We start from the raw sequence: 24,327 nt of genomic DNA on the forward strand, positions 1-24,327 counted from the left end.
CGTGTAGTGTAATACTCTGTTACATGTATTGCGCCTATTACCGTAGGGTGAGTTTCTGGCGTAAAACAGCAGCACTGCAGGAATCTCGACCTGTTCTCAGGAGGCAGTCAATCATGGCCATGATAACCCCAAAAACCGATGTTTCCGCATTGCCGACCTTGTCTCGTCACGAGGGACGTTACCGCAATCACGCGCCGGTCAAGTCGCTGGGGTTTTTCCGCACCCTCGGGGTGTTCTGGAATGCCACGTTCAACAAGCCCAGAGAAACCCGGCCAGCCGGAGAGATTCCCGTTCAGAGCCTGTCGCGCCAGCAATTGCTGGCGGCCCCGGACAACACCGTGTTTCGCCTCGGGCATTCCACGGTGCTGCTCAAGTTGCACAACCAGTTCTGGCTGACCGATCCGGTCTTTGCCGAGCGCGCTTCGCCCGTGCAGTGGGCGGGGCCCAAGCGTTTTCATCAGCCACCAATCAGTCTCGAAGACCTGCCGCCGCTCACGGCGGTGATTCTGTCGCACAACCATTACGATCATCTCGATCACATGACCATCAAGACGCTGATGGACAAGACCAAGCATTTCCTGGCCCCGCTGGGCGTTGGCGATACCCTGATCGAGTGGGGCGTACCGGCGCACAAGGTTCGGCAACTGGATTGGTGGCAGTCAACCGAAGTGGCAGGCGTGCAGTTTGTCGCCACGCCATCGCAACATTTTTCCGGGCGGACATTGCTCGACAGCAACCAGAGCCTGTGGGCGTCCTGGGTGATTCTTGCCGATGAGCAGCGGATCTTCTTCAGTGGCGATTCGGGTTATTTCGACGGCTTCAAGACCATTGGCGAGCAATACGGGCCTTTCGACCTGACACTGATGGAAACCGGTGCCTATAACGTCCAGTGGCCGGATGTGCACATGCAGCCGGAGCAAACGCTGCAGGCCCATCTCGATCTGCGCGGTCGCTGGCTGCTGCCGATCCACAACGGCACCTTCGACCTGGCGATGCATGCCTGGCACGAACCGTTCGACCGCATTCTGGCACTGGCCTGGGAACAGAATGTTTCCATTACCACGCCGCAGATGGGCCAGCCGTTCTATCTGCAATATCCCAACCGTGGCGAAGCCTGGTGGCTGGAGGTGGATGAAATCCAGGAGTCGGTCGAACCTGCTGTTGCCCGGCATGAATCACAACCGTGCGTCGGCTGCCGTCGGCAGAATGCCTGATGGATCGAGACTTGTTACGGCATGGGAAGAGGAGACGGTATAACGGTGTTTTGATGTTATCTTGCTAGTGCTAATGATCTTCCCGTCAGTGCCACGAGACGACTCGATGCTCAACAGTAATGCCCTCAGAAAGCTCGACATGCAGGACCTGATGGTCTTTGCCTCGGTCTACGAGCAGCGCAATCTGACCCTGGTGTCGGAAGCCCTGCATGTAAGCCAGTCGACGGTCAGTTACTGTTTGAAGAAGTTGCGCAGCAACTTTGAAGACGACCTGTTCATCAGTACCCGCAACGGCATGCGTCCAACCCGCAAGGCCATTGCCATGCACAGCCATGTGCTGCAGGTCCTGGAAAAGATCAACCTGTGCCATGACGGCCTGCAACTGTTCAACCCGACCAGCCGCCAGACAACCTTCACCGTCTGCGCTCCCGAGTATTTCGAGCTGCTGGTCTTGCCGCACCTGATGCGCGATTTCATCGCCGGCGGATTTACCGTGACCGTCAACGTCCAGAAACTCGACAAGGATTTGCCTGTCCAGGCCTTGAACGAAGGCCAGTTCGATCTGGCGCTGTGTTTCGGGCCGGGTTTTCATCGTATTCCCGACAGTCTGGTCAGCCAGGTTCTGCTGGAAGACGATCTGGTCTGCGTGATGGACGCACAATTCGCACCGCTCTGTGCCAGCATCGATATCGAAACGTTCACCCGGCGCTCACATGTCTATCCGACGCCCTGGACGTCCGACACCAACATGGTGGATGGCTGGCTGCAACGCCAGGGCCGCGAACGACACATCGTCACCCGCGCCAACAGCTACCGTGCGGCGCTGCAAATGCTTGAGGGGACCGATTTCATTCTGGTCCTGCCACGCCGTATCCAGACCTTGCTGGCCAACGAACCCTGGGCCGCTGTATTTGAACTACCGCCCGATCTGCCGGGCTTTACCCTGGACATGGCCTGGAGCCGACACGCCGATGAAGATGAAGCCAGTGGCTGGTTTCGCGAGCAGGTAGTAAAGGTCTGCGCGGAACAGGGCCTGCTCTGAACCGCAGAATACGTGGACTCTGAGATTGCGTATCAGTAGCATTGCGCGCTCTTTATTCCGCGCATCTCTCAAGGACGTTTCATGTCGGTCATTCACGTTGATCCGAGCAAGGCCGCAGTGCTGCTGGGGCTGCTTGCCCTTGGCGGCTGCCAATCACCCGCGGTGGTCAAACCGACGCCCGAACAGATCAACAAGCTCGAAGAGTTTTCCATCGGCTTCAGAGTCGCGCTGGCTAGCAATGCCCGGGTGATCCGCAGCGAACTCCTCGATGGCCAGGTGAAACTGAGGGTAAAAATCAATCGTCGCAACGAAGTGGTTTTCTGCGAGGCGGAACCTTACTCCGCGGCCATCGTGCCTCCTGCGCCTCTCGACCCACGACTTTCAGCCGTCGCCAGCGAAGCCTGCTGGAACACCCTGTTCCCCATTGTGCCAAGCGATGTCTTCGATGCCGACGGCACGGCAGAAATCGTCGCTCCGCTGATCTTCTCGTCCGATGAAGACACCGAAGAGCTCAAGCTCAAACGCATGGGCAGGGTCACGCGCTATGCGCAGAGCCGCTTCTTCTGGGAACAGACCCTGCGCAATCAACCCGCGTCCAGCATCGGCTATGCCGATTTCCGCTATGTCGCCGATGCCAAAGGCCAGGTGCAGGGCTGTCTGGTCAACCTGCGACCCAGCCCCCAGCGCCCCGATGCATTCAAGCTCGATGGCGACTTGCAGGCCAGGCTGAGCGCGCAATGCAAGCAGATGAACCTGCGTCAACTGCCCGGTTTCACGCTTGATCCGCACGGCGTTGCCGAAGGGACTGTCCGGGTTGAATACATGCCATGGAAGGGCGGGCCGCAGCCGCTTTGATTCATGCAACGCCAGAGTGCTTCATTCAGCCAAGCGGCTGAGAAAGTCAAACGACAGGATAAAACCGAGTATTTACAGTTATGGATAATCCGAAAAATTTCCTGGATACCCAAATCCTGATTGCGGCCATTCAGAATGCCGAGAGTGTTGATATAGAGCGTGCGCGAGTTGCGTCGATTGTGGCCTCAGAGTTTCTTGGTGCCGTAAGCCCGGACCCCGTCAGTGCGAATTACTATGTTCCCCTGGTTTCTCAGCGCCACGCCATCATGAATATTCCGAACAGACCTTTGCGCCGAGATCATGCATTTTCAAAGATGAGCACTGACTGGGTAAAAATGGAGTTCGGAGGCGTTCATCCTCCGATCATACATTTTGGAAATTATGCGATGTCGGAAATCATAAATAATAAGTCGTCGGAGCTTTTCAATAGCGTCATATCTCACTTGCCCAAGGAAAAGCGAAAAACACTGAAGAGAAAATTCAGCTTCCTTCTGGAGCGCGAAATCGAATGTGTCCCGCTTAGCAGTGAAGCCATAGAGAAAGCTCAGGGTTTGCTGGCCTCGCTGAAGGAGCAAAACTCGCTGAAGAATAACTTCAGAAATAGCTGGAACGACTTGTTGATAGCGGCTATTGCCATTGAAAATTCAGGAACGCTGCATACGCATGACAACCTGCTTGCGCGCCAGATTGCCGAGTACATGGAAGCATCAATTGTAGAAAAAGAAAGCTTTCTGTCGGTGGATTACTCTGTGAAAGAAGAGGTTTTCAAGAAGAATAATCAGGAAAGTAAGGGGTATGTTAATCGAGGATGGCAGGTAGAGTTTAGTAAGCAATCTCGCAGAGAGTGAATTTGCTCCTCAGGGTGATGTAGAAGAGCTTCACCCCAAGAAACGTCAGGGACGTTGATCAGTCTCGAACGTTGTCCAGACTTGAGTTTTAGTGCATTGAATATTTCCGTGCTTTTTTGTCAAGCGATGAGGTTAGCGCGCAAGAGATCCACCAGTTCTCGCAGACCTGGTGGCATCTGCCGTCGCCCCGGGTAATAAAGGTAGAAGGCGGGTTCGACAGGAGCCCAGTCCGGGAGCACTATCTGCAGTTCTCCGCGGGCAATGTGCGAACGCACCCGTTCTTCAAGGCAATAGGTGATTCCCCGGTCAGCCAGCGCCATTTCAATCCCGAACGTGGTCTCGTTCACGCATAACTGTCCGGGAACGTCGATGGCTTGATGGTCGCCATCCTTCTCAAAGTCCCAGCGGTAGATGACGCCGTTTCCCGTCCGAATCCGGATGCAGTTGTGGTGCTTGAGGTCCTCGGGAACCAGGATCCGAGCGTTTGCGTTCAGGTATTTCGGTGAAGCCACTGCCACCCAGCGTAATTCTTCACTCAGCCGTACGGCGATGAAATCCTCTGGAATGGTGTCACCAAAGCGGATCCCCGCATCGAAGCCTGCCGAGACGATGTCGACCATCCTGTCATCGACTGCGACTTCTACAGACACCTCAGGGTAGGCCTCCAGAAAAGGCGGAAGTAACTTCGTGAACAGTAACCGTGCGCCATCACTCAAGACGTTGAGGCGAAGTCTGCCGGAAGGCCGGTCCCGGTGTCGGTCAAGCGCCGCCAGCGCGCCGCTGATCTCGGTAAAACCCACGGTTAGTCTTTTCGCGAGGGCAGCGCCAGCGTCTGTTGGCGAGACAGTCCTGCTGGTGCGATTCAGGAGCCTCACTCCAAGTCGGCTTTCCAGATTACGGATGGCGTGGCTGAGGGCAGAGGTGGTGATACCGAGTTCCACAGCTGCATGGGTAAAGCTGCGCATTCTTTCGACGGCGAGAAAGGAGTTCAGGTCGGCGAGGTCTGCTCGAGAAAGCCGCGTGGTAGGCAATACAGGCATGACGTATCCAGGGTTGAGCTGAATTCAATAGCTGATGCAATCTCGCTAATCAATAGCGTGATTGATCTCCTGTACTATTAATTTCATTCAACCATCACAACGTCAACCCACTCGCGGTGTTTTAATTGTGTTTCATATTTATCTGACCCTTGCCTACCTGTACGTCCTTTGCCGCTTCTTGATTCCGCTGCCTGTCGCCCTTGGGTGGCGGGTGTTGCTGGCCGTGGCGCTGTTCGTCATCTCCAAGTACCACCTCATTCTTATCGCTATCTACGGAACGATGTTTTCCCCAGAGGTGCCTCGAGCCTGTGTATTGATCGCTGGCTGGCTGTTCTGTGCCTTTGTACTGATATTGGTGTTCACGCTGTTGAGCGACCTGCTGTGCGCTGCCGTTGCGATCAGGCGCAAAGTTTCGATGAAAGAGGTTGCGGGTGGACGATTGCGCACTGCTATCGCAACTGCGGCGCTGCTGCTGTCGGCCGTGGGTGTCTATCAGGCGGTGCAGTTGCCTGGCGTTCGGCGTATCGACGTAACGGTCGAGAATCTGCCCCGGTCACTCGATGGCTTGCGCATAGTCCAGTTGACTGACTTGCATATCAGCCGCCTGTTCCAGGCTGACTGGGTAGAGGGCGTCGTATCCCGCGCCAATGCACTTGATGCCGATGCGATTCTGATTACCGGTGATCTCATAGACGGCACCGTCGAGGCCCGGAAGAAAGACGTCGCGCCACTGAGCAAACTGACTGCTCCCCTGGGGGTGATCGCCATCCCCGGGAACCACGAATATTACTTCGATGCCGATCAATGGACCGCCGAGTTCGAGCGTCTGGGAATGCGCGTTCTGGTCAATGAGCACGTCATTCTTCGCAAAGGTGCAGACCAGTTGGTGATCGCAGGCGTGACCGACGAGGCCGCTCCAGCTTTTGGCCATAAAGGCCCGGACCTGGCTCAAGCGCTTGCCGGCGTCCCGGACGATGCACCCACGATTCTGCTGAAACATCGTCCTGTTGGTGCACCGGACTCGGCGGCTGCCGGTGTCGGATTGCAACTGTCTGGGCACACCCATGGAGGCATGATCAGCGGTCTTGATCTTGTGGCTCGCTACGCCAATCAGGGTTTTGTTTCCGGCAGTTATGAGGTCGGCAAGATGAAGCTCTATGTCAGCAACGGCACTGGGTTATGGAATGGCTTCCCAATCCGCCTCGGTGTCCCCGCGGAAATTACCGAGATTGTCCTGCGTGCCAATCCGAGTCTTGACGCATATACAGCCAGGAGAACATTCCTATGAATCATCCAGCCATTCGTAAAGGTGGCGTTGCGGTCATTACCGGAGCGGCAGTTGGAATTGGTTACGCAATCGCACGGCGAGTCGCCAGCGAGGGTATGAACGTCGTTCTTTTTGATCGCGACTCCGCTGCACTGGACGCAGCAGCCAAGATTCTTGGCAACGAATTTCCTGGCGTGAAACTGCTCGCGATCAAGGGCGATGTCACGTCCGAACGCGATCTTCACCAACTTTATGAGAAGTCCTGTGAGTTCGGTGAGGTATCCCTGTTGGTGAACAACGCAGCCATCATCCAGGGCGCGGGTCCATGGGATGGCATGTCCAAATGGCGGACACTGATGGACATCAATTTCTGGAGCGTATTGATGCTTCAGCAACTGTTTGTGGAAACAATGTTTTCCCAGGGCGGTGCCGCCGCCATCGTCAACCTGGGCTCGAAGGAAGGCATCACGACTCGTCCTGGAAACGCGGCGTACTCGCTGTCCAAGACAGCGGTCAAAGTCCTCACTGAACAGTTGGCCCATGAGCTGCGGGAAAAGGTGGGCGATCGTATTTCAGCGCACCTGCTGATTCCCGGATACACGTTCACGCCCATGAACTTCCCTGGCATGACCCGCGATACCCGCAAGCCGGACAGCCCATGGACTGCCGATCAAGTCGCAGATCGTCTGATCGAGAAAATGGCCGAGGGCGACTTTTACATTTTCTGCGAAGACAACGAAGCCAGCTGGGAACTGGATCAGCGCCGCATGCAATGGGCGGCGGACGACATGATTGAAAATCGCCCGGCGCTTTCTCGCTGGCACAAGGACTACGCCAAGCAGTTCACGGCTTACATCGCAGATCTCGCCGACAAGTAGGCGTATATGCCGGCTGTATAAGCCATCAATGGCACCTCCGTTCGGCAGGTGCCATCTCTCTTCATATTCAAAGGGTGCCCACGGTACCGCTTCATCGGAGGCATCGCTGATGACCAGTCAATCCAGCATTGATACACACACGTCCCCCACCCGGCCCGCAATCGACGTTCCCCACGGCGCAGGCATGGCGATCACCATGCTTGGCCTGGGCGGTCTGTTTATCGGGACAGGTGAGTTCGCTTCCATGAGTTTGCTGCCAGGCCTGGCATCCAGCACTGATGTGTCGATACCTGTCGCAGGCGGGTATATCACGGCCTATGCCCTTGGAGTGGTGATCGGCGCACCGCTGATTGCGATTCTCGCCGCGCGCTGGCCTCGCAAGGCTCTGTTGATCGCCTTGCTTGCGCTGTTTGCTGTGGGGTACGGAGCGAGTGCGTTCGCCTGGAGTCACGCAACGTTACTGGCTGCACGGTTCCTGGCAGGTTTGCCGCATGGCGCCTATTACGGTGTCGCCTGCCTGGTGGCTGCGACCATGGTGGCTGAAAACCGCAAAGCCCAGGCTGCCGGCTACGTCATGGCGGGGCTGGCAGCGGCCAACGTCATCGGCGTTCCGGCTGCAACGTGGATCGGTCAATTGTTCGGGTGGCGGGGCGCATTTGCGGCGCTTGCTGCTGGTGGAGCCATCTCCATTATCCTGTTCTGGGTGTTTATCCCGACGATCCCGCGGGATGAGTCCGCGAGCCCGAAATCCGAACTCGGCGGCCTGAAAAGGCCCCAACTCTGGTTGACGCTGGCCACAGCCTCGATCGGCTTCGGCGGGATGTTTTCGGTGTATAGCTACATCACCCCAACGCTGACTGAAGTATCGGGGTTCAGCACCGGTCAGGTGCCCATGGTGCTGGCGCTCTTTGGCATCGGGATGATTGCTGGCAACCTGATAGGCGGGTGGCTGGCTGATCGGGCGCTGGTTCCCGCGATCTTCTACATCATGATCTGGAACGCAGTGTTCCTCGCTGCTTTCTCCATATTTACATCCTCTGGAGTCGGCACACTGGCGGTACTCTTTCTGATCGGTTGTGGATTCGCCCTGGTTCCTGCGCTTCAGGTCCGTTTGATGAATGTCGCCGGTGAGGCTCAAACCCTTGCAGCGGCACTCAACCACAGTGCGTTCAACATCTCCAATGCCGTCGGTGCCTCCCTTGGCGGGCTGGCCATTGCTGGCGGACTCGGCTGGGCATCGACGGGTTGGGTGGGGGCAGGCCTGGCGGTTCTAGGGATCGTCTTCTTCGCCATTTCCATTGCCGTGGAGAAGCGCCGCGTATCGAGATGAGACTGACCCGCTTTAAAAAACAGGAGATTGATTCATGTTAAAGCCACAACTGACCATTCAACTATCTGACGCACAGCGCATTCCTCAAGTTGGCCTGGGGGTATGGCAAGCCAGTAATGATGGTTACGGTGTGAATGACGTCGATCATGTCGTGGGGGGCGATGGGAGCTTTCAGATTCCAGGCTGATTCTCCCGCCAAAAGCAGAAATTCCAGGACCAGACAGAATATTGTGAAGTTGTGTCGAATTAATGGCGGCATAATGATGTCACAGTGAGGCTTCCTAAAAATTTCTTCATCTGGCCCCATCTCCTTCCCTGCGAGTTCGCACTATGAATATCCTGAGTCAGTCCAAATTCTCGACCAAGCTGCTGACAGCTTTCATCATTTGTGCCCTGATTACCTTGGCCGTGGGCGGTTTGGGTATGGTGGGCATCAGTCGACTTTCCGATGCACTGGCACTGACCTTTTCCAACAATCTGGTTTCGGTGGGCAACACCAATGAGACCCTGACCAGCCTGACCGCCCATAACCGTGGGCTCTATCGACTGCTGGACGCTCAGGATGGCGGTGTCTCGGAGACGGATAAAGAGCGGGTACGCCAGGCGCTGGCGGCGGATCTGGAGCGGACCCAGAAGGTTTTCGCAACCTATCGTGCCACGCCCCTGGAGGATGACGAGCGGGCTGCCGGCGATCAGCTAGAGCAGCTCATGCCTGGCTATATCGCGGGCTCCAACAAGGTGTATGAACTCATGAATGCCGGTGATTCGGTGCAGGCGCGCAGCCGTTTGAACACCCTGGCCAGCGAGGATTTTGTAAAGGCTCGCGGCCTGCTGCGCGTGATGATCGACTCCAATAATCGGCAGATCAAGGAAGGTGCCATCGCCGCAGCAGAACTCAAGGCCAGCGCCACCTGGCTGTTGATGGGCGGGGTCCTGATTGCGTTTATCGTCGCCATCACCCTGGGAATTCTGATCACCCGCATGATTACCCGTCCTCTGGCAGAGGCCGTGGCCAGTGCCGAGCGCATTGCCAAGGGTGATCTGACTCAATCGATTGCTTCCGACCGTGGCGACGAAGCCGGTCAATTGCTCAATGCGCTGTCCGATATGCAGGCTGGCCTGAAACACACCATCCATGAGATCGCCAGTGCTTCGAGTCAGTTGGCTTCGGCGGCCGAAGAGCTGAGCGCCGTCACCGACGAAAGTACTCGTGGGTTGACTCGCCAGAATGACGAGATTCAGCAGGCGGCGACGGCCGTCAATCAGATGACCGCAGCGGTCGAGGAAGTGGCGCGCAATGCCGTGTCGACTTCCGAAGCGTCGAAAACCGCTACGGAAGATGCTCTGCAGGGTCGTGGCGAGGTGGATCAGACGGTCAAGGGCATCACCACCATGGTCAGCGAAATCACCCAGTCGACCGAAGCGGTAGCGCAATTGGCCGGTAATGTCCGGGATATCAGCAAGGTGCTGGAAGTGATTCGCAGCATCGCCGAGCAGACCAACCTGCTGGCGCTGAACGCGGCCATTGAAGCGGCGCGTGCCGGCGAGCAGGGCAGGGGCTTTGCGGTAGTGGCCGATGAGGTACGTGCGCTGGCTCATCGTACCCAGGCTTCGACCGTGGAAATCGAAGGCATGATCGGCTCTGTGCAGTCCGGTGCCGATGGTGCGGTTGCGGCCATGGGCAAGAGCCTGTCACTGGCGACCAATACCCAGGAACTGGCCCAGCGCGCAGGTGCAGCGCTGATCAAGATTACCGATGGTGTGACGACCATCAACGAGCGCAATCTGGTAATTGCCTCGGCTTCTGAAGAGCAGGCGGTAGTGGCTCGGGAAGTGGACCGCAATCTGCTGAACATTCAGGATCTTTCGACCCAGAGCGCAGCAGGCGCCAACCAGACCAGTGCTTCGAGTCAGGAGCTTTCGCGTCTGGCCACATCCTTTAACGTGCTGGTAGCGAAGTTTCAGCTTTGATGAGGTAACTATCCGTATTGCTTGTCAGGGCAGTGGCACTCTTGCGGAGTGCCACTGCCCTTTTTGTTTAACCGGCCCAGAGGTTTCTGTTTCTTTCGACCATTGATGTAATGACTTCAATCAGCTCGGTCTTTGCTTGCTCAGTTGTGATTTCTGTAGTCGCAGCAGCATGCGACAAGGCTTCGGCGGCGCCATGCATTGCTCGCAGGCTTGCCTGCGAAAGGGTTCCGGAAGGTGAAAACGGGGCCAGGGCATTTCGGCATTTCTCCAGAAATATGGCTTCATACTCCTGCCTGATCTTCTCAAGCTCCGGGGAACTGGCCAATGCGGCAATCACGCCCGGTATTTCGCGGCCTTGCAGAAGGACGCAATCCACATAAGACGAGGCAATGACCTCTGCCTTGCTGGTCAGTGTGTCATCACTGGTCTGCAGGGCCGCCTCCATGAGGGCGTTCTGACGTTCATCAAAATCCTGATAGAGGATGGCCAGCAACCCGGCACGGGTGCCGAAATGGTCATAGACCACTGGTTTTGTCACGCCTGCCGATTCGGCGAGTCGTCCCAGCGTCAGCCCTTCCGTTCCTTCCTCGCGCACCAGTTGCCAGGCCACGCTGAGCAACTGGCGCTGGCGGTCGTCCCGTGACAACCGGCGACGTGGTTGCGGATCTGCAGTGGAGCCTGGTCGGTCGACGCTTGACATGGAAACCTACTAAAAGTAACTTAAGGGCTTAACTTACTAAAAGTATATAAGTCTCGTCTTTCATCCGCAATCAACAGGAGTCTTCGATATGCACGCGCTCATTGTGGTCGCTCATCATGACCCTCAATCACTGACCCATGCCCTGGCAGCACAGATCGCTGAGGGGCTGGCTATTGCCGATCCCGCACACACGTTTGAAATCGCGGATCTGTTTGCCGAGTCGTTCGATCCGCGATTCAACATGGCCGATCATGCCGTACACCGCCAGGAAGCTCCGCCACCTGCCGATGTTGCCGCAGAGCAGGCCCGGATCGAACGGGCTGATGCCCTGGTGCTGGTGTATCCGGTCTATTGGTGGTCAATGCCGGGATTGCTCAAAGGCTGGATTGACCGGGTATTCGTCAACGGCTGGGCGTTTGATTTCAGCCCCGACGGCAAGCTGACCAAAAAGCTTGGCCACTTGAATGTGCACCTGGTCGGTTTGGGTGGCGCGGATGCGGGGACCTATGAGCGGCATGGTTATTCAACGGCAATGAAGACCCAGATCGATCATGGGATTTTCAATTACTGCGGTGCCCGCGTCCTGACCTCGGAACTCTTGCTGGACTCCGAAACCCTGGATCCGGCTGTTCATCTTGAGGCGGCGCGGCGCGTAGGGCATGAAATTTTCGGAGTCAGGGCTCCAGGTGATCTCCTTTAAGGCAGGGTATTGCGTCAGATGCAGATTCAGAAAATCCAGGAAGATATCGGTGAGCACCGCAAGTTGTTTGTGCGTTTGCCGTTCGCACGCCTGTTCAGGCGGCGAGAATATGCAGTCACTGCAGGTTATTTGCTGATCATTTCCATCTTCATGCTGTACATGACCGGCCGTGATGGCGTGACATGGTTTGTCGATACCCTGCCGTGGATGTCGTATTGCATGGTCGTGCTGATGATTTCCCTGATGCGTTGCGTGGATGTCATTGCGATGACCCGTTCTGACGCCATTGAGCGATTGACGGGCATCGTCAGGCCTGCGGGTTGTACGGCGCATATCGGGCTGCAAGTGCAGGAGCAGCAGTGGTTTGTCCAGCGCTATCAATGTCCGGGCGAGCAGTTGTCCAGTCAAGCGCTGGCTCTGGAAGAACAGTGGTGCAGTTGGCAGCGCATCCGTTCCAGGGCCGGTGACGATCAGGCCGGTGACTTCAAAAGGTTCTATTTCAGCTTTCCGGAGTCAGGGCGCTTCATGACCCTGCTGGTGGGTTTCTTTGCAATTGTCGCCAGCCTGATCATTACTCTGGGGGCCACCCCGACAGCGTATTTCGAGCTGCTTGACGACTGGCGCGGATACACGGTTTTTGTCATCCAGGTGACGCTGTTATTGGCTTACGCTGCTTTGCCTTTGCTGGGCGCAAAAGTCATGTTGCGGGAGTTGTTCCTGACCCTGCTGGATTACATCAATGCCATGGAAATCACCGATCGGGGTTTCTATCGCTATATTCGGCAAATGATCTGGAGTGCCGGGGTCAAGCCCGGCCCATCGCGGTTCGATGGCAAGGTTCTGGCGGCCGTTGAGCAGGTAGTGGATTTCTTCCATCTCTCACCATTCGCCGCCTTGCGAGCATCCACGGGTTTTCCGGGCTGGTATATCCGCAAGGTGCCTTTTGTCCTGAACTTTGTGTTCGGCTTCCTGGTGTTGTGGTTACTTTCATGAGAAGGAATAAGCCGGTCATGGCGTTATCATCCCCTCGTCCCAGACAACTGAACGGTCAGCCATGCAACTCCCGGATCTGAATCTATTGATCGCGCTCGATGCCTTGCTTGAAGAGGGCAGTGTCGTAGGCGCTGCGCGGCGCATGCATCTGAGCCCGGCAGCGATGAGCCGCACCTTGACACGGATTCGCGAAGCGCTGGAAGACCCGGTGCTGGTGCGCGCCGGACGCGGGCTGGTGCCCACGCCTCGGGCCCTTGCAATGCAGGCTCAGGTCCGCGAACTGCTGGAACAGGCGGCCCAGGTGTTTCAGGCCCGTGATGAAGTGGACATGCTGACGCTGGAGCGCTGTTTCAATGTGCGCTCCAACGATGTGTTCTTTGGCTCCTTTGGCGCAAAAGTACTGGAAGCCATGCGTGTCGGCGCTCCGGGTTGTATGTTGCGGTTTGTGCCGGAGGGCGTCGGTGATGACGATGCCTTGCGCGAAGGACGCATCGATCTGCACATCACCTCGCGGCCCAATTTCGGGCCGGAGATCAAGGCGCAGACCTTGTTTCGCACCCGTTTCTGCGGCCTGGCCCGGGAAGGCCATCCGATCTTCGACGCGCCGATTACCCCGCAACGATTCGCCGCCTATGACCATATCAGTGTGTCGCGCCGCGGCCTGGCCCGCGGGCCTATCGATCCTGCACTGGCGGAGCTGGGGCTTGAGCGGCGTATTGCAATGATTACCCCGAACTTTCATTCCGCGATCTTTGGCATTGACGGTTCGGACTTGTTGTTGCCGTTGCCCGAGCCCGTTTTGTGGGGCATGAGCAGCCTGGGATTGCGCATGCGCGCCTTCGAGATTCCGCTGCCGCTTGAGACGGTCGTGGTAAGTCAGGCCTGGCATCCCCGCTTCGACAAGGACCCGGCCCATCGCTGGCTGCGCCAGACCCTGAAGGAAATCTGCAGCGTTCATCAGTAGTTGTGGGAGATGCCCTGGCCGCGACTGCAGTATTGCAGAATCAGCCTGTCGCGGATCTATTCGCCAAAGGCACGCCACGGCTTGAGCCAGAGAGCCAGCCCGACCAGCAGCGCCGCGCTATAGGCGCAGCCCAGTGCCAGTTGCAGCCAGATATCCTGCAAGGGATGCAGCAACAAGGCCGCCAGCAGCATGAACAGCGCGGCCAGCAGCCAGTGACTGCGCCATGGCACCACGGCGAGCAGGGACTGGCGGCGCATCAGCAGCAGACCGGTCACCAGTGCACCGCCAAGCGCGGCAATGGCGATGCCGGTCAGGCCCATGAAAAACGGCAGTATGCCCAGCAACACGGCATTGCACAGGCTGCCGATCAGCTCGCAATTCAATGGCAGCCGGGTATCGCCATCTGCGTAGGCATAACGTGCCAGCAAGGCGTTCCAGGCACCGAACATCAAGGGCACGGAAAACCACGCCAGCAATTCGGGTAATGGGCCGTCGTGGGTCTGGTCAGGCAGCAACAGCACCACCAGCGCACCGGCTGCGCCGATCAGTCCGGTCACTGCAGGCAGGGTCAACAGCGTGGCGCTGCCCAGTCCGCGGCGCAACAGTGACAGGCGCTGGGTATTCACGCTGCTGCTCATCAGGCCCAGCAATACCTGGTTCAGGCTCATCAAGGCAATCAATGGCAGGTTGATCAGCTTGCGCGCCAGATTGATCCAGGTCACCGCGCCTTCACCCAGCAATGACGCGACCATCCGTTCCAGCAGCGCCAGGCCCTGACTGGCCAGGTTGCTGCTCAACAGCGGGCCGATTCGTTGCAGCAGCTCGCGCACCGCACCTTGTTCGGTCTGCCAGCGCCAGGGCCGCCAGCCAGAGCGATACAGGCTCGGCAACAGCACGCCGGGCATCAGCAGGCTGCCCAGCACACAGGCCAGGGCCAGACCCGACGGCGTTGCCGCGTGGCTGAGCACAGCGAGATAGATCACCGGTGGCAGATTGAACAGCAGCGAGCCAAGCCCCGCCAGTACGAAGCGTGAACGCGCCTGCAACGGAATGCACAACAGGCCATGCAGCAGAAAACCCGGCGCACACCATGCCAGCCAGTGCAGGCCATTGCCGGCCTGAAGGTAGCCTTCGCTATCGAGCCCCGGCCCGATCAGACGCACCCAGAATCCGGCACCGAGGCTCAGCAGCAGACTGAGCAGCACGCCGAAAATCAGCAGGCGTGGTGTCAGTACCTCAAGCCAGTGCTGTTGCCGTTCGGCGGAGCGTTGCTGGTACAACGGCAACGCGGCGGCACTCAGCAGGCCGGCGGCGAGCGACATGCGCAAGGCTTCGGGCAGAAACATCGACACCAGGAACGCATCGCTCTGGCTGCCCGCGCCCCAGGCGGCAACCAGCAGCCACTCGCGGGCGAAGCCGGCCGCCAGGCCGGTCAGCGTGGCCAGGGTCAGCCACAAGGTCGAACCGAGCATGCTGCTGGCGGCTTAGTGGAACAAAGTGAACAGGCCTTTGCCGCCCACTTTGTAGTTGAGGTTGCGGGCACGCTCGCCCTTGATTTCCGCATTCGGGCCACTGACGATGGCGTAGTCCGGAATCGGCTTGGACACCACGCTGCCGCCACCGACCACGGCGCCTTCGCCGATATTGGCGCCGAACGAGAGCAGGGCGCGACTGCAGATCCAGGCGTAGTCGCCAATGAATACCGGGCCGCCCACCGCCCAGAACTCGGGTTCGTTCAGGTCGTGTCCGCCAGCGATGATCAACACATGCGACGCAATGGTCACGTGATCGCCGATCACCAGCCCGCCGCGCGCATCGAGCTGACAATGCCAGCCGACGGTGGAGTCGTTGCCGATGCGCAGGCTGTCGACGCCCAACACCTCGGTATTGCGCCAGACCGTCGAACCCTTGCCGATCTTTGCCCCGCCCATGCGCAGCCAGAGCAGGCGCAAGGTGTGGCTGGGAATCTTGCAGATCAGTATGTTGTAGATCTGCTCCCAGGTGCGCAGCATGCGGTCGCGCAGGGTCGGCCAGTTGATCCCGTACAACGGAATCAGGGCGCCGAGGGTTTCGCTGGCCAGCAGGCGATAGAAGCGCCGGGCCAGTGGGTGCTCGATTCGTGGCTCGATATTCAGGTAGCAGATGAAAGACAGCGTGGTGTTCTTGATCCGGCTTTCAAAGCACACCTCGTTGTCCAGCATCCACTGGTAGGCGGCCTGCAACTCTTCCAGTTCCACGCCCATTTTGCGGGCGTAATCGGGGAGGGCCTCTCTGAGGTTATGCGAATGCATCATGCGGTGTTTCATTGAGGTGTTCCCTGGTCGGTGGAGGCGGCGGGGGATTTCAAGTTGTGGGCAACCTTGCTGCGCAGGCGCTTGGCTTCGTGCAGGCTGATGCCGACGAAGAGCCAGAACAGCGCGATCAGTACGCTGGTGAAACTGAAGTAGTGGTCGAACAGGCCGCTGAACAGCGCCGCCAGTACACCGACTGTGCAACCCAGGCCAATCGCATTGTCGGGGGTGAGAATGATCTGCCCCGAAGCGGGCCGTACTTCCTTCCACCAGCTCCAGGTCACGGCAATGAACAACAGCATGCCGGGAATGCCCATCTTGTAGATGAAGTTCAGCCACAGGTTGGAAATACCGAATTGCGTATAGCCCGGTACCGGCGGGTCGATCTTGAAGCCGATGCCAAACGGGAACAGACCCATGGCCTGCGGGAAGTGCGTGTATTCCAGGAAACGGATCGCGGTACTGGTGTCGTCATTGCTGAACAGGCCCATCAGGCGATCCTGCAAGGGCGGATAGAACATCAGCAACAACACGCCACCGATTGCGCCGCCAATCAGCAGGCGCCCTAGATACGGCAAGCGCCGACGCGCCATCCACAGCATGACCGCCAGCAGACTGACCAGCGCGCCCCGCGAGCCGGTCAGCAGCAGACCGATGGCACCCAGTGCCGCAACCAGCAGGCCGAGCGAGCGAGGCCCGCCGCTGCGAGTGACGCCGAAGCAGAATGCAACCGGCAGGATCATCGCCATGGCACCACCGGCCACGTTGGGGTGCAGCCACGGCGAGCCCATGCGACTCGACAGCGACAGCAGGCTTTCGCTCAGCACGTCGAGGCCGCCATAGCCCATGATGGCGAGGATTGGCGTGATGGACGACGCCGAGCCGCTGAGGATGTAGGTCGGAATCGACAGCACCAGCAACATCAGGGTCCCGGTCAGCACGGCAATGATCACGTGCTCCAGTGACTTGCCATCGCTCAGCAGGCGTGGCACCAGAAACAGGATCGACAGGTTGAACAGCCAGCGTATCCAGTTGATCGGGCCGTTGCCCTCGGAAACGATGGTGAGCTGGCCGACCAGGAACGGAAATGCGCTGAACAGCATCAGCGCCAGCAACAGGCGTTCGGTGCGCATCATTTTCGGCACGCGGGCCTGCTCGAAGAACATGGCCTGCAGCAGATAGCTGGCCCAGGTCAGCATGATCAGGGCCTCGGACACCGTGGTGCGAATGCCGATCTGGATCGTGGAGTAGGGGATGAAAGCGCCGATCACACAGAACAGCAGCAGCCCGCGTATCGGTTGACGGATCACGGTAATGATCGAGGCGGTGCCGACAGCGACCAGCAGGACCTTGGACGCTGGCAGCAGCCAGATCATGACCCCGAAGGCCACGCCGAAGAACAACCCCAGAGGCATCGCTACCGGCATCAGCGCAACTCCTCAAGAGCTTCATGCACGCGCTTGTAGAAGGCTTGCGGGGCATAAGTGGCTGACCAGGCCCTGGCCGTCTCGGGGTCTTCGTTTGCAGCGGTGGACAGTTCGCCCATCAACTTGATCAGGGCCTGGCTGTCGGTGGGCGAAAAGCGCGGGCTGTCCGGCGGGGTGATTTCGTCCAGAGACGAACCGCTGGCCACCGCAACCGGTGTTCCGACCCTCAGCGCCTCGATCACCGGCAGGCCGAAACCTTCGGCATAGGATGGCTGCCAGAGGCGCTCGGCATTGCGATAGACCGCATGCAGTTCGCTGTCGCTGATGCCGCTGAGCACATGCAGCCCGGGCAAGCGGCGCTGCGATTCGTTCAAGGGTTCGCTGCCGCCGACCAGCACCAGTTCCGGTACGTCGGGGAAGCGCAGGCGGGCGTTTTGCCAGGCATCGACGAACCAGGCAATGTTCTTGCGCGGTTCGCGGGTGCCGACACACAGCCAGTAACGCTCGGGCAATTGCAGCGCGCCGATATCGGCAGGCTCGTCCTTGAAGCCTTCGACCAGCAGCGGCACTGTGCGCAGTTTGTTGCGGGCCGAGGGGAACAGGCGCAGGACTTCGTTGGCGGTGAATTGCGAGGGCACCCACACCACGTCGGCCACACGCAGCGAATGAGCAATCGAAAGGTAGTCGGTCAGGCGATAGAACGCCGCCTTGAGGCGCGAGCCGTGACTGTTCTTCTGGGTGATCTGGAACAGGTCATGCAACTGAAGTACGTAGCGCACATTGGCCGGCTTGCGCCCCAGCGGCAGGCCCATGTTGATATTGGCGACGTAGATCTGTACCTCGGCATCGCGCAAGGCCTTGGGCAGGAACAGGCCCTCGAAGCTCAGGCGGTCCGGCAGGCGATGCACCGAGTTCAGCGGAGTCGCCCATTTGGGCGCATGAATCAGGCGCCGGATCGGGTGATCGTAGGGGGCAACTCCGAACAATTGCAGTTGCACATCCGGATGTGCACGAAAGGCGTCTTCCAGCGCGAAGTTCTGGCGACCGATGCCGCTGATGGGGTAACCGGCCGCAGCGCGGTAATCAAGTCCGATACGCATGCGCGAGATCCTTGCTTGGGGGCGATAGTCGGGTGTAGATGCCTTCCAGCTGGGCGGCCGAAACCGACCAGTCGTGCCGTGAGCGCACATAGGCGCGACCGGCTTCGCCGATCTGGATGAGGCGTGCAGGGCTGTCGATATTGTCGGCGATCAGCCGTGCCAGTTGTGCAGCGTCCTCGCTGCCCAGGTAATGCTCGCCATTGTTAACGGTCAGGCCTGACACACCTTGTCCGGTGGTCACCACCGGCAGGCCGGCGGCCATGGATTCAAGAATCTTCAGTTTGGAACCACCGCCCTGGCGCAGGGGCGCGAAAAACATCGAGGCGCTGCTCTGCAAGGCCCGCAGATCCGGCACGAAGCCCAGCCATTCGATACGTGGATCCGTCCAGCGCTCGCGCCAGGCTTCCGGCAGGCCGAAGCCGCCGACGGCAAAGCGAACGGTCGGTGACAGCTCCCAGACCAGCGGCATGATTTCGTCCAGCGCCCATTCGATGGCATCCACGTTGGGGCCGTATTCATAGTTGCCGATGAACAGCAGGCGGCGGTTGTAGCGGTCCGCGTGAACATTGGCGTAGTAACTGCAATCGACGCTGTTGACCACGATGGAAGTGGCCCTGCCGCTCAGGCGCGAAAGCACCTTGGCATCATCTTCGGTGACAGCGACCAGTTCGCTGGTCTGGCGGAATACCCGCAGTTCCCAGCGCCGGTAGCGCCAGCGATCATAGACGGCAAAGAGACTGGCCCAGCCGGGCAGACGATCATAACTGGCGGCGCCCAGCGCCGATTCGACATTGTGTTCCGTCAGCACAAAAGGCTTGCCCGAACGCTTGAGCGCTCGCTCGAACGGCTGAAAGGCATAGGTGTGCTGAAGCTGAATGATGTCCCATTCTTCCTTGAGCAGTTCTTCAAAGGCCTTTTCCAGTTTCGGCGCATAGCCGTTGACGCTGGCCAGCATCGGTGGCGGCGCAAAGGCCACCGTCAGCAACGTGCGCAGGCTGAACAGCGGACGCCGGTCAATCACGATCAGGCGCTCCAGCCAGGGTTCCAGTGCGCTGCGGCAGGCATCGTCGAGTGGCACCTTGGATTGCACCAGCAGGGTTATACGGTGACCGCGGGCTGCCAGATTGCGCAGCAGATGATATTCCCGGGTCTTGCCGCCGCTGGTGGTAGGCCAGGGCAGGTAGGGCAGTGTCCATAGAATTCGCATGACTTATGGATTCCATTCCAGAATTTGCAGGGAAGGTTTGAGCGCCAGGCTGATGCCCTGGCTACCGGATAATGGAATGCGGCTGCCGGTCAGAGGGTCATGCACGATGCCTTCATTGATTTGCGGGAAATTCAGCGTGCTGCCGCTGGCGCTCCAGAACATCAGCAGGCGTTTGCCATCGCTGCGTGTCCAGGGCACCGCATACAGGTCGTTCGGAGCCTGGTTCATGGCTGGCGCGGTGGCGGGTTCCAGGCGCGGGCCGGTGATGTTGAGGAAATTCTGCAACGCGGTGTAGACCGGTTTGGGGTTGGCTTGCAGGTCGAGCAGGCCATAACCCTGGTCGCGGGCACTGGCGCGCTCATCCAGGTCGCTGAGGTTGAACAGGAAGATACGCTGGAAGTCCATGGCGCTCATCAGCGCCAGGCGGCGCAGGGTGTAGTCGGCCTGACCCTGGATGCCGATAAGCGCCTGCATTTCCACCGGGCCGTTATAGCTCGACCAGCCCCACTCGGTGGCCCAGACCTGAGCGACACCATTGCTGTGCAGCATCTGGTTCATGGCGTTGGCGCGTTTCAGGAAGTCCTGGCTTTCTGGCGAGTCGCCTTCGGGGTATTCGGAGTACGGATGATAGGCCGCGACGATGTTCTGTGAACCCAGACCGTTTTCGAGCAGTGTCTGCAGCATGTAGCCCGAGCGATGCTGCATCTGGCTGTAGTAGGCCATGCCGGCGGTCACGATGGTCTTGTTCGGCAGGACCGAGCGAATCGCCGTAGCGGTAGTGGTCAGCAGATTGCCGTAGGCGACCGGGTCGGCCTGGGGCAGCCAGATGATGTTCGGCTCGTTCCAGACCTGCCAGTTGTTCACATGCTCGTAACGCTGGGCGAGTGCGGTCATGCGTGCGGCGAAGACATTGAAGTCCTTGGGTGGATACTGATCGCGGCTTGCTGCACTGGATGCCGAGTTGCTGGCAAAGGGCGCCGAGCCCACCAGATACGCGAGGGTGTTGTAGCCATGGCTCTTGATCGCGGCCATGGCGCCGTCCAGGTCCGCGAGATTGTACTGATCCTGGGCCGGCTCGATGATCGGCCAGTGAATGGTCAGCCGTACCCAGTTCAGCCCGAGGGTGTCCAGGCGCGCCATCTGCTGCTTATAGATTTCCGGGGCGAAATACTGGAACTGCACGTTGACGCCGAGAAAATCCTTCCAGACCACTGCGCGCGGGGCTTGCAGGACGGTCGACGCCTGGGCGGCGCTGCCCAGGGTGATCGCGCTGCTCAGTACGGCCGCGATGGCCAGCCATGATCTTGATTTGCGCTGCATCTCAGTTCTCCTCGCAAGCCTGCCGGAATACATCCCTGAAACGTTCTGCCGTCTGGCTCCAGACGCGGGTCTTGCCTATGCGCAGAGCGTTTTCGGCCCAGTCGATGGCCAGCTCCGGGGCGGCGCAGATCCGGTTCAATGCTGCGGTCAGGGCTTCGACATCGCCCTGCGGGTAAATCATGCCGTTGCCATGCGAGACTTCTTCGGCAAAGGAACGGGCGTCCGAAGTGATCACCCCGCGCCCGCAGGCGGTGGCCCAGGACAGGGCGCCGCTGGTGCCGCGCAGCTTGCCCAGCAGCTTGAGCTTGCTGGACTCGCGGTAGGGCAGGACCATCACATGATGAGCCTGGATGACACTGGCGATCTGTTCGGCAGGCAAATCCAGTTGCCAGTCCACCAGATCGACCAGACCCAGTTGCCGGATGCGCAGACGCAACTGGTCCAGATAGCTGCCCGACGGCCCGAAGGCCATTTCCGGTTCGCTGCCACCGGCCAGTGTCAGGCGCACCTTGCTGCGCAGCTCCGGCTGCCTGACAAAGACATTGGCCAAGGCATCCAGAAGGTCTTCGATGCCCTTGCCGCGGTAGATGAAACCGAAATACAGCAAGCGCAAAGGCAGCAGCGGGGGCAACGACACCGGATCGATTTCCAGGTTGCCATGGTTGATCACCGCCATCTGCGTCGGTTGCAGGCCCATGCGCTGCCTCAGGCTCTGGCTGCCCGCCTGGGTCAGGGTTATCAGGCGGTTCATGCTTCTTGCCAGTTGCCGCTCCTCGCGCAGGCACAGCGGGTCGGCCAGTACCGTGGCGATCTCCGGCAGCGGCGAGCGCATGCCGCTGGCCATGGACAGCGGCCAGGGCAGTTTTTCCCGGCGCCATACCAGCCGCTCCGGATCATGCACGGTGGCAGTCAGCGGCAAATGCGCAAAACGCTGGCGCAAGGCACGCAAGGCCTGGAATTCGGCCAGCCGCCCGCCGCCGAGTTCGGCATGCACCAGCTCGATGCCGCTCCAGTCGGTTTCTGCGACACGCTTTTCGGCCAGGCGAGGATCGTTGCCGATCCCCTGCAAGGGCGTGCGCACCTGCACACCGAGATTTTCCAGGGCTTGTCTGAGGTGCCCGGCATAATCGGCGATACCGTTCTGCTCCGGCGGCAGCGGGGCGAGCAGGGCAATTTGCATCAGGCACGGCTCCCGATGCGTTTGAGAAAGCGCAGGACGCTTTCCGGTACCACGAAACGGCGGCGATTGAGGATGATGCCGTCGACTTTCTTGAACGCGGTATTCAGGGTGGTCAGCGCGTCTTCAAGCATCGGTACGGTGGTCTGTTCTGCGCGCACCACCAACACGATCTGGTCGGCATCGCGCAACAGAACAAAGGCTTCCTGGTTACCGTAGACCCCCGAGGCATTGATCAGCGCAATCTCGCCCGGTTTGGCCGGGCCGCGGCCTTCGGTGCGTACCGCATGGCCTTGTTCGGTGAGCAATGTACTCAGGCGCGAGATGACAAAGTTCACCCCTTCGCCCCGGTGCACGGAGGTGAAGCCGAGGGTCAGGCCTTTTTCCGCGACCAGGCCCAGAGGGAGGATGCCGTAGATGCGGTGCAGGTTGGCGCTCAGCGCCGCGCTGCGATCCTGAGCCCGCTCCAGATCCGGAAGGCTGGTCCAGACCGGTACGCCAAAGCGTCCTTCGATCTTGTCGCCATCGTGGATGCGCTGATCCAGCAGATAGAAGAAGTACAGCGCCAGGAAGCCCACCACAACACTCAGCGGGAAGGCCAGGAGCAGCATCAACATGCTTTTCGGGAATACCCGGCTGGCATTGAACGTGGCGTCTTCGATGGTCGCGATGTTGCTGATCTGGCTGTTGTCCAGTTCACGGTCGATACGCGCCTTTTCCAGGCTGTCGGTGTACAACGCATAGCTTTTCTGCGCCGCATCGAGTTCGTTCTGCAGGCGCGACAGCTCCGGCTCCAGCTTCAGGGCCAACTGACGGTCGCTTTCCAGCTGGTTCAGTTGGGTGTCCTGCTGCGCCAGTTGGGTTTGCAGGCGGGCGTAACTGGTCTGCTGGTCGGCATACACGTTCTGCATGCGGTTGTAGATCGGGTTGGGCGTGATGCTTTCGGAACGCTGGATAGTCGCTTCCTGTTCCTTGAGCAATTGCTTGAGGTTGGCGATTTCCTCGTTGGCAGCCCGCACCGGCGGTGCCTGTTCGCGGAACGAGCGCAGCAGTTCCTGACGCTCGACTTCCTTGCCGTTGATACGGTTCTGCAGGTCCTGGCGATTGGGGTTGAGAGCCAGTTCGCGGCCTGCCGAAACAGTCTTGGGCTGTGCGGCCAGTTGTTTTTTCAGGGTGTCGAGCCCGGCCTTGGTGGAGGCAATGGCGCGAATGGTGTTGTTGCGTTCGGTGCGCAGATCGTTGAGGCCCTGGGAGGTATCGGCCAGACGCTGGGAAATGCTCACTGCGCCCAACTGGTTCAGATAGCCCTGGATCTGTTGCTTGTAGGAAATGATATTGGCGCCAATCGCCTTGACCTCTGTTTCGTAGAAGCCGTAGAGGCTGACGCGACCGAGGGTCTTGGTACGTTGCAACTGGTACTCGTCGATCCAGGTCTTGAGCACGATCTGTGCGGTCTTCGGGTCATTCCAGGTGAAGGTCAGTTCCATCACCGAGGAGCCCGGTTCGTGGCGGACCTTGAAGTTCTTTTCCAGGTCCTCGGCCATTCTTTCGACCTGGGTACGTTTTTCCACCAGCCCGAGGAATTGCAGAATGCTGTGGCCGGCATCCAGGACCGAGCGGACTGCGTACTTGATGGCGTTTTTCACCGATACCAGGAAACCGGTTTCCTGCTGGGCGTTGGACAGCTCGTTCAGATACTTCTCGGCGACCGTGCGCATGATCGGGCGGCCGGTGAGCATGCGTTCTTCGTCGAGCAGCGGATCGCGCAGGCCACTGGGCACGACGATCGCCTGGCGATCGGACAGTTCGATAGGCACGGTGCTGCTGTCGCGGCCGGGCTTGACCAGCAGCAGCGCGGTGGACTCATAACGGTTGGGCAGCAGGAATGCGCCCAGTACCACGATGACGAAAGTCACCAGAACAGTGATCTTTACTTCGCTCTTGAAAATAAAAAAGAGGCGCAGCAGATCGCGGAATGAACGGATATTGATCATGTCTTTTCC

General features: G+C 59.1%; 21 protein-coding genes and 2 pseudogenes. 13 read left to right on the forward strand and 10 right to left on the reverse strand.

Going from position 1 to position 24,327, the window contains the following annotated elements; all coding sequences use genetic code 11:
* Nucleotides 1-113 precede the first annotated feature (113 nt).
* The 4 genes from ALQ04_RS02860 to ALQ04_RS02875 all read left to right on the forward strand — a co-directional run bounded on the left by ALQ04_RS02860 (nt 114) and on the right by ALQ04_RS02875 (nt 3,959).
* On the forward strand, nt 114-1,214 hold the full coding sequence (locus tag ALQ04_RS02860) for an MBL fold metallo-hydrolase (protein WP_122314345.1): 1,101 nt from the start codon (nt 114-116) through the stop codon (nt 1,212-1,214).
* Between the two features lie 106 nt (nt 1,215-1,320).
* Complete coding sequence (locus tag ALQ04_RS02865) at nt 1,321-2,256, forward strand: LysR family transcriptional regulator (RefSeq protein WP_122314346.1); 936 nt, start codon at nt 1,321-1,323, stop codon at nt 2,254-2,256.
* A gap of 81 nt (nt 2,257-2,337) precedes the next feature.
* Nucleotides 2,338-3,111: a hypothetical protein gene (locus tag ALQ04_RS02870; protein ID WP_122314347.1), complete on the forward strand. Its 774-nt coding sequence runs from the start codon at nt 2,338-2,340 to the stop codon at nt 3,109-3,111.
* A gap of 80 nt (nt 3,112-3,191) precedes the next feature.
* Nucleotides 3,192-3,959, forward strand: coding sequence for a hypothetical protein (locus tag ALQ04_RS02875; RefSeq protein ID WP_122314348.1), 768 nt, complete (start codon nt 3,192-3,194; stop codon nt 3,957-3,959).
* Nucleotides 3,960-4,078: 119 nt separating this feature from the next.
* On the opposite strand, the gene ALQ04_RS02880 is transcribed toward ALQ04_RS02875, so the two are convergent.
* On the reverse strand, nt 4,079-4,999 hold the full coding sequence (locus tag ALQ04_RS02880; RefSeq protein ID WP_122314349.1) for a LysR family transcriptional regulator: 921 nt from the start codon (nt 4,997-4,999) through the stop codon (nt 4,079-4,081).
* A gap of 127 nt (nt 5,000-5,126) precedes the next feature.
* Between ALQ04_RS02880 and ALQ04_RS02885 the strand changes: the two genes are divergently transcribed.
* The 6 genes and pseudogenes from ALQ04_RS02885 to ALQ04_RS27580 form a co-directional block, all read left to right on the forward strand.
* Entirely contained in the window at nt 5,127-6,287 is a 1,161-nt protein-coding gene (locus ALQ04_RS02885) for a metallophosphoesterase (RefSeq protein WP_122314350.1), read from the forward strand.
* Nucleotides 6,284-7,144 carry an SDR family oxidoreductase gene (locus ALQ04_RS02890; protein WP_122314351.1) on the forward strand — a complete coding sequence of 287 codons (861 nt, stop codon included), beginning with the start codon at nt 6,284-6,286 and terminating at the stop codon, nt 7,142-7,144. Before ALQ04_RS02885 ends, ALQ04_RS02890 begins: the two co-directional genes overlap by 4 nt.
* Before the next feature lie 184 nt (nt 7,145-7,328).
* Nucleotides 7,329-8,474 (forward strand): MFS transporter, encoded by a 1,146-nt coding sequence (locus ALQ04_RS02895; protein WP_122314352.1) that lies wholly within the window; start codon nt 7,329-7,331, stop codon nt 8,472-8,474.
* A 34-nt stretch (nt 8,475-8,508) separates the two neighbouring features.
* Complete coding sequence (locus tag ALQ04_RS27115) at nt 8,509-8,661, forward strand: hypothetical protein (protein ID WP_259644887.1); 153 nt, start codon at nt 8,509-8,511, stop codon at nt 8,659-8,661.
* A 143-nt stretch (nt 8,662-8,804) separates the two neighbouring features.
* Nucleotides 8,805-9,587, forward strand: a pseudogene (locus ALQ04_RS27575) (MCP four helix bundle domain-containing protein); the annotation flags it as partial.
* 258 nt (nt 9,588-9,845) lie between these two features.
* Nucleotides 9,846-10,445, forward strand: a pseudogene (locus tag ALQ04_RS27580) (methyl-accepting chemotaxis protein); the annotation flags it as partial.
* Nucleotides 10,446-10,512: 67 nt separating this feature from the next.
* On the opposite strand, the gene ALQ04_RS02910 reads toward ALQ04_RS27580, so the two are convergent.
* Nucleotides 10,513-11,145, reverse strand: a complete 633-nt coding sequence (locus ALQ04_RS02910) for a TetR/AcrR family transcriptional regulator (RefSeq protein WP_122314354.1) — start codon at nt 11,143-11,145, stop codon at nt 10,513-10,515.
* Between the two features lie 88 nt (nt 11,146-11,233).
* Here ALQ04_RS02910 and ALQ04_RS02915 point away from each other — a divergent pair, with 88 nt between their 5' ends.
* From ALQ04_RS02915 to ALQ04_RS02925, 3 genes are all read left to right on the forward strand, one after another.
* Nucleotides 11,234-11,845, forward strand: a complete 612-nt coding sequence (locus ALQ04_RS02915) for an NAD(P)H-dependent oxidoreductase (protein WP_122314355.1) — start codon at nt 11,234-11,236, stop codon at nt 11,843-11,845.
* A gap of 18 nt (nt 11,846-11,863) precedes the next feature.
* Complete coding sequence (locus ALQ04_RS02920; RefSeq protein WP_122314356.1) at nt 11,864-12,838, forward strand: hypothetical protein; 975 nt, start codon at nt 11,864-11,866, stop codon at nt 12,836-12,838.
* Between the two features lie 61 nt (nt 12,839-12,899).
* Nucleotides 12,900-13,802, forward strand: a complete 903-nt coding sequence (locus ALQ04_RS02925; protein WP_122314357.1) for a LysR family transcriptional regulator — start codon at nt 12,900-12,902, stop codon at nt 13,800-13,802.
* 56 nt (nt 13,803-13,858) lie between these two features.
* Here ALQ04_RS02925 and ALQ04_RS02930 read toward each other — a convergent pair whose 3' ends face one another.
* The 8 genes from ALQ04_RS02930 to ALQ04_RS02965 are packed head-to-tail and all read right to left on the reverse strand — an operon-like array spanning nt 13,859 to nt 24,318.
* The gene (locus tag ALQ04_RS02930) at nt 13,859-15,274 is read right to left on the reverse strand and encodes a lipid II flippase MurJ (RefSeq protein WP_122314358.1); all 1,416 of its coding nucleotides are present in this window, start codon (nt 15,272-15,274) and stop codon (nt 13,859-13,861) included.
* A gap of 12 nt (nt 15,275-15,286) precedes the next feature.
* Nucleotides 15,287-16,108: an acyltransferase gene (locus ALQ04_RS02935; RefSeq protein WP_122314359.1), complete on the reverse strand. Its 822-nt coding sequence runs from the start codon at nt 16,106-16,108 to the stop codon at nt 15,287-15,289.
* The gene (locus ALQ04_RS02940) at nt 16,105-17,520 is read right to left on the reverse strand and encodes an O-antigen ligase (RefSeq protein ID WP_122314360.1); all 1,416 of its coding nucleotides are present in this window, start codon (nt 17,518-17,520) and stop codon (nt 16,105-16,107) included. Before ALQ04_RS02940 ends, ALQ04_RS02935 begins: the two co-directional genes overlap by 4 nt.
* Nucleotides 17,520-18,620: a glycosyltransferase family 1 protein gene (locus ALQ04_RS02945; protein WP_122314361.1), complete on the reverse strand. Its 1,101-nt coding sequence runs from the start codon at nt 18,618-18,620 to the stop codon at nt 17,520-17,522. The genes ALQ04_RS02940 and ALQ04_RS02945 overlap by 1 nt, the downstream gene beginning before the upstream one ends.
* Nucleotides 18,604-19,827, reverse strand: a complete 1,224-nt coding sequence (locus tag ALQ04_RS02950) for a glycosyltransferase family 4 protein (protein ID WP_122314362.1) — start codon at nt 19,825-19,827, stop codon at nt 18,604-18,606. Before ALQ04_RS02950 ends, ALQ04_RS02945 begins: the two co-directional genes overlap by 17 nt.
* A gap of 3 nt (nt 19,828-19,830) precedes the next feature.
* A complete protein-coding gene (locus tag ALQ04_RS02955; RefSeq protein WP_122314363.1) occupies nt 19,831-21,147 on the reverse strand; it encodes a cellulase family glycosylhydrolase in 1,317 nt (438 codons plus the stop codon).
* 1 nt (nt 21,148) lies between these two features.
* A complete protein-coding gene (locus ALQ04_RS02960) occupies nt 21,149-22,327 on the reverse strand; it encodes a glycosyltransferase (RefSeq protein ID WP_122314364.1) in 1,179 nt (392 codons plus the stop codon).
* On the reverse strand, nt 22,327-24,318 hold the full coding sequence (locus ALQ04_RS02965; RefSeq protein ID WP_122314365.1) for an exopolysaccharide transport family protein: 1,992 nt from the start codon (nt 24,316-24,318) through the stop codon (nt 22,327-22,329). Before ALQ04_RS02965 ends, ALQ04_RS02960 begins: the two co-directional genes overlap by 1 nt.
* Nucleotides 24,319-24,327 lie beyond the last annotated feature (9 nt).

The organism is Pseudomonas cichorii (genome assembly GCF_003700275.1).
Taxonomy (GTDB): domain Bacteria; phylum Pseudomonadota; class Gammaproteobacteria; order Pseudomonadales; family Pseudomonadaceae; genus Aquipseudomonas; species Aquipseudomonas cichorii_B.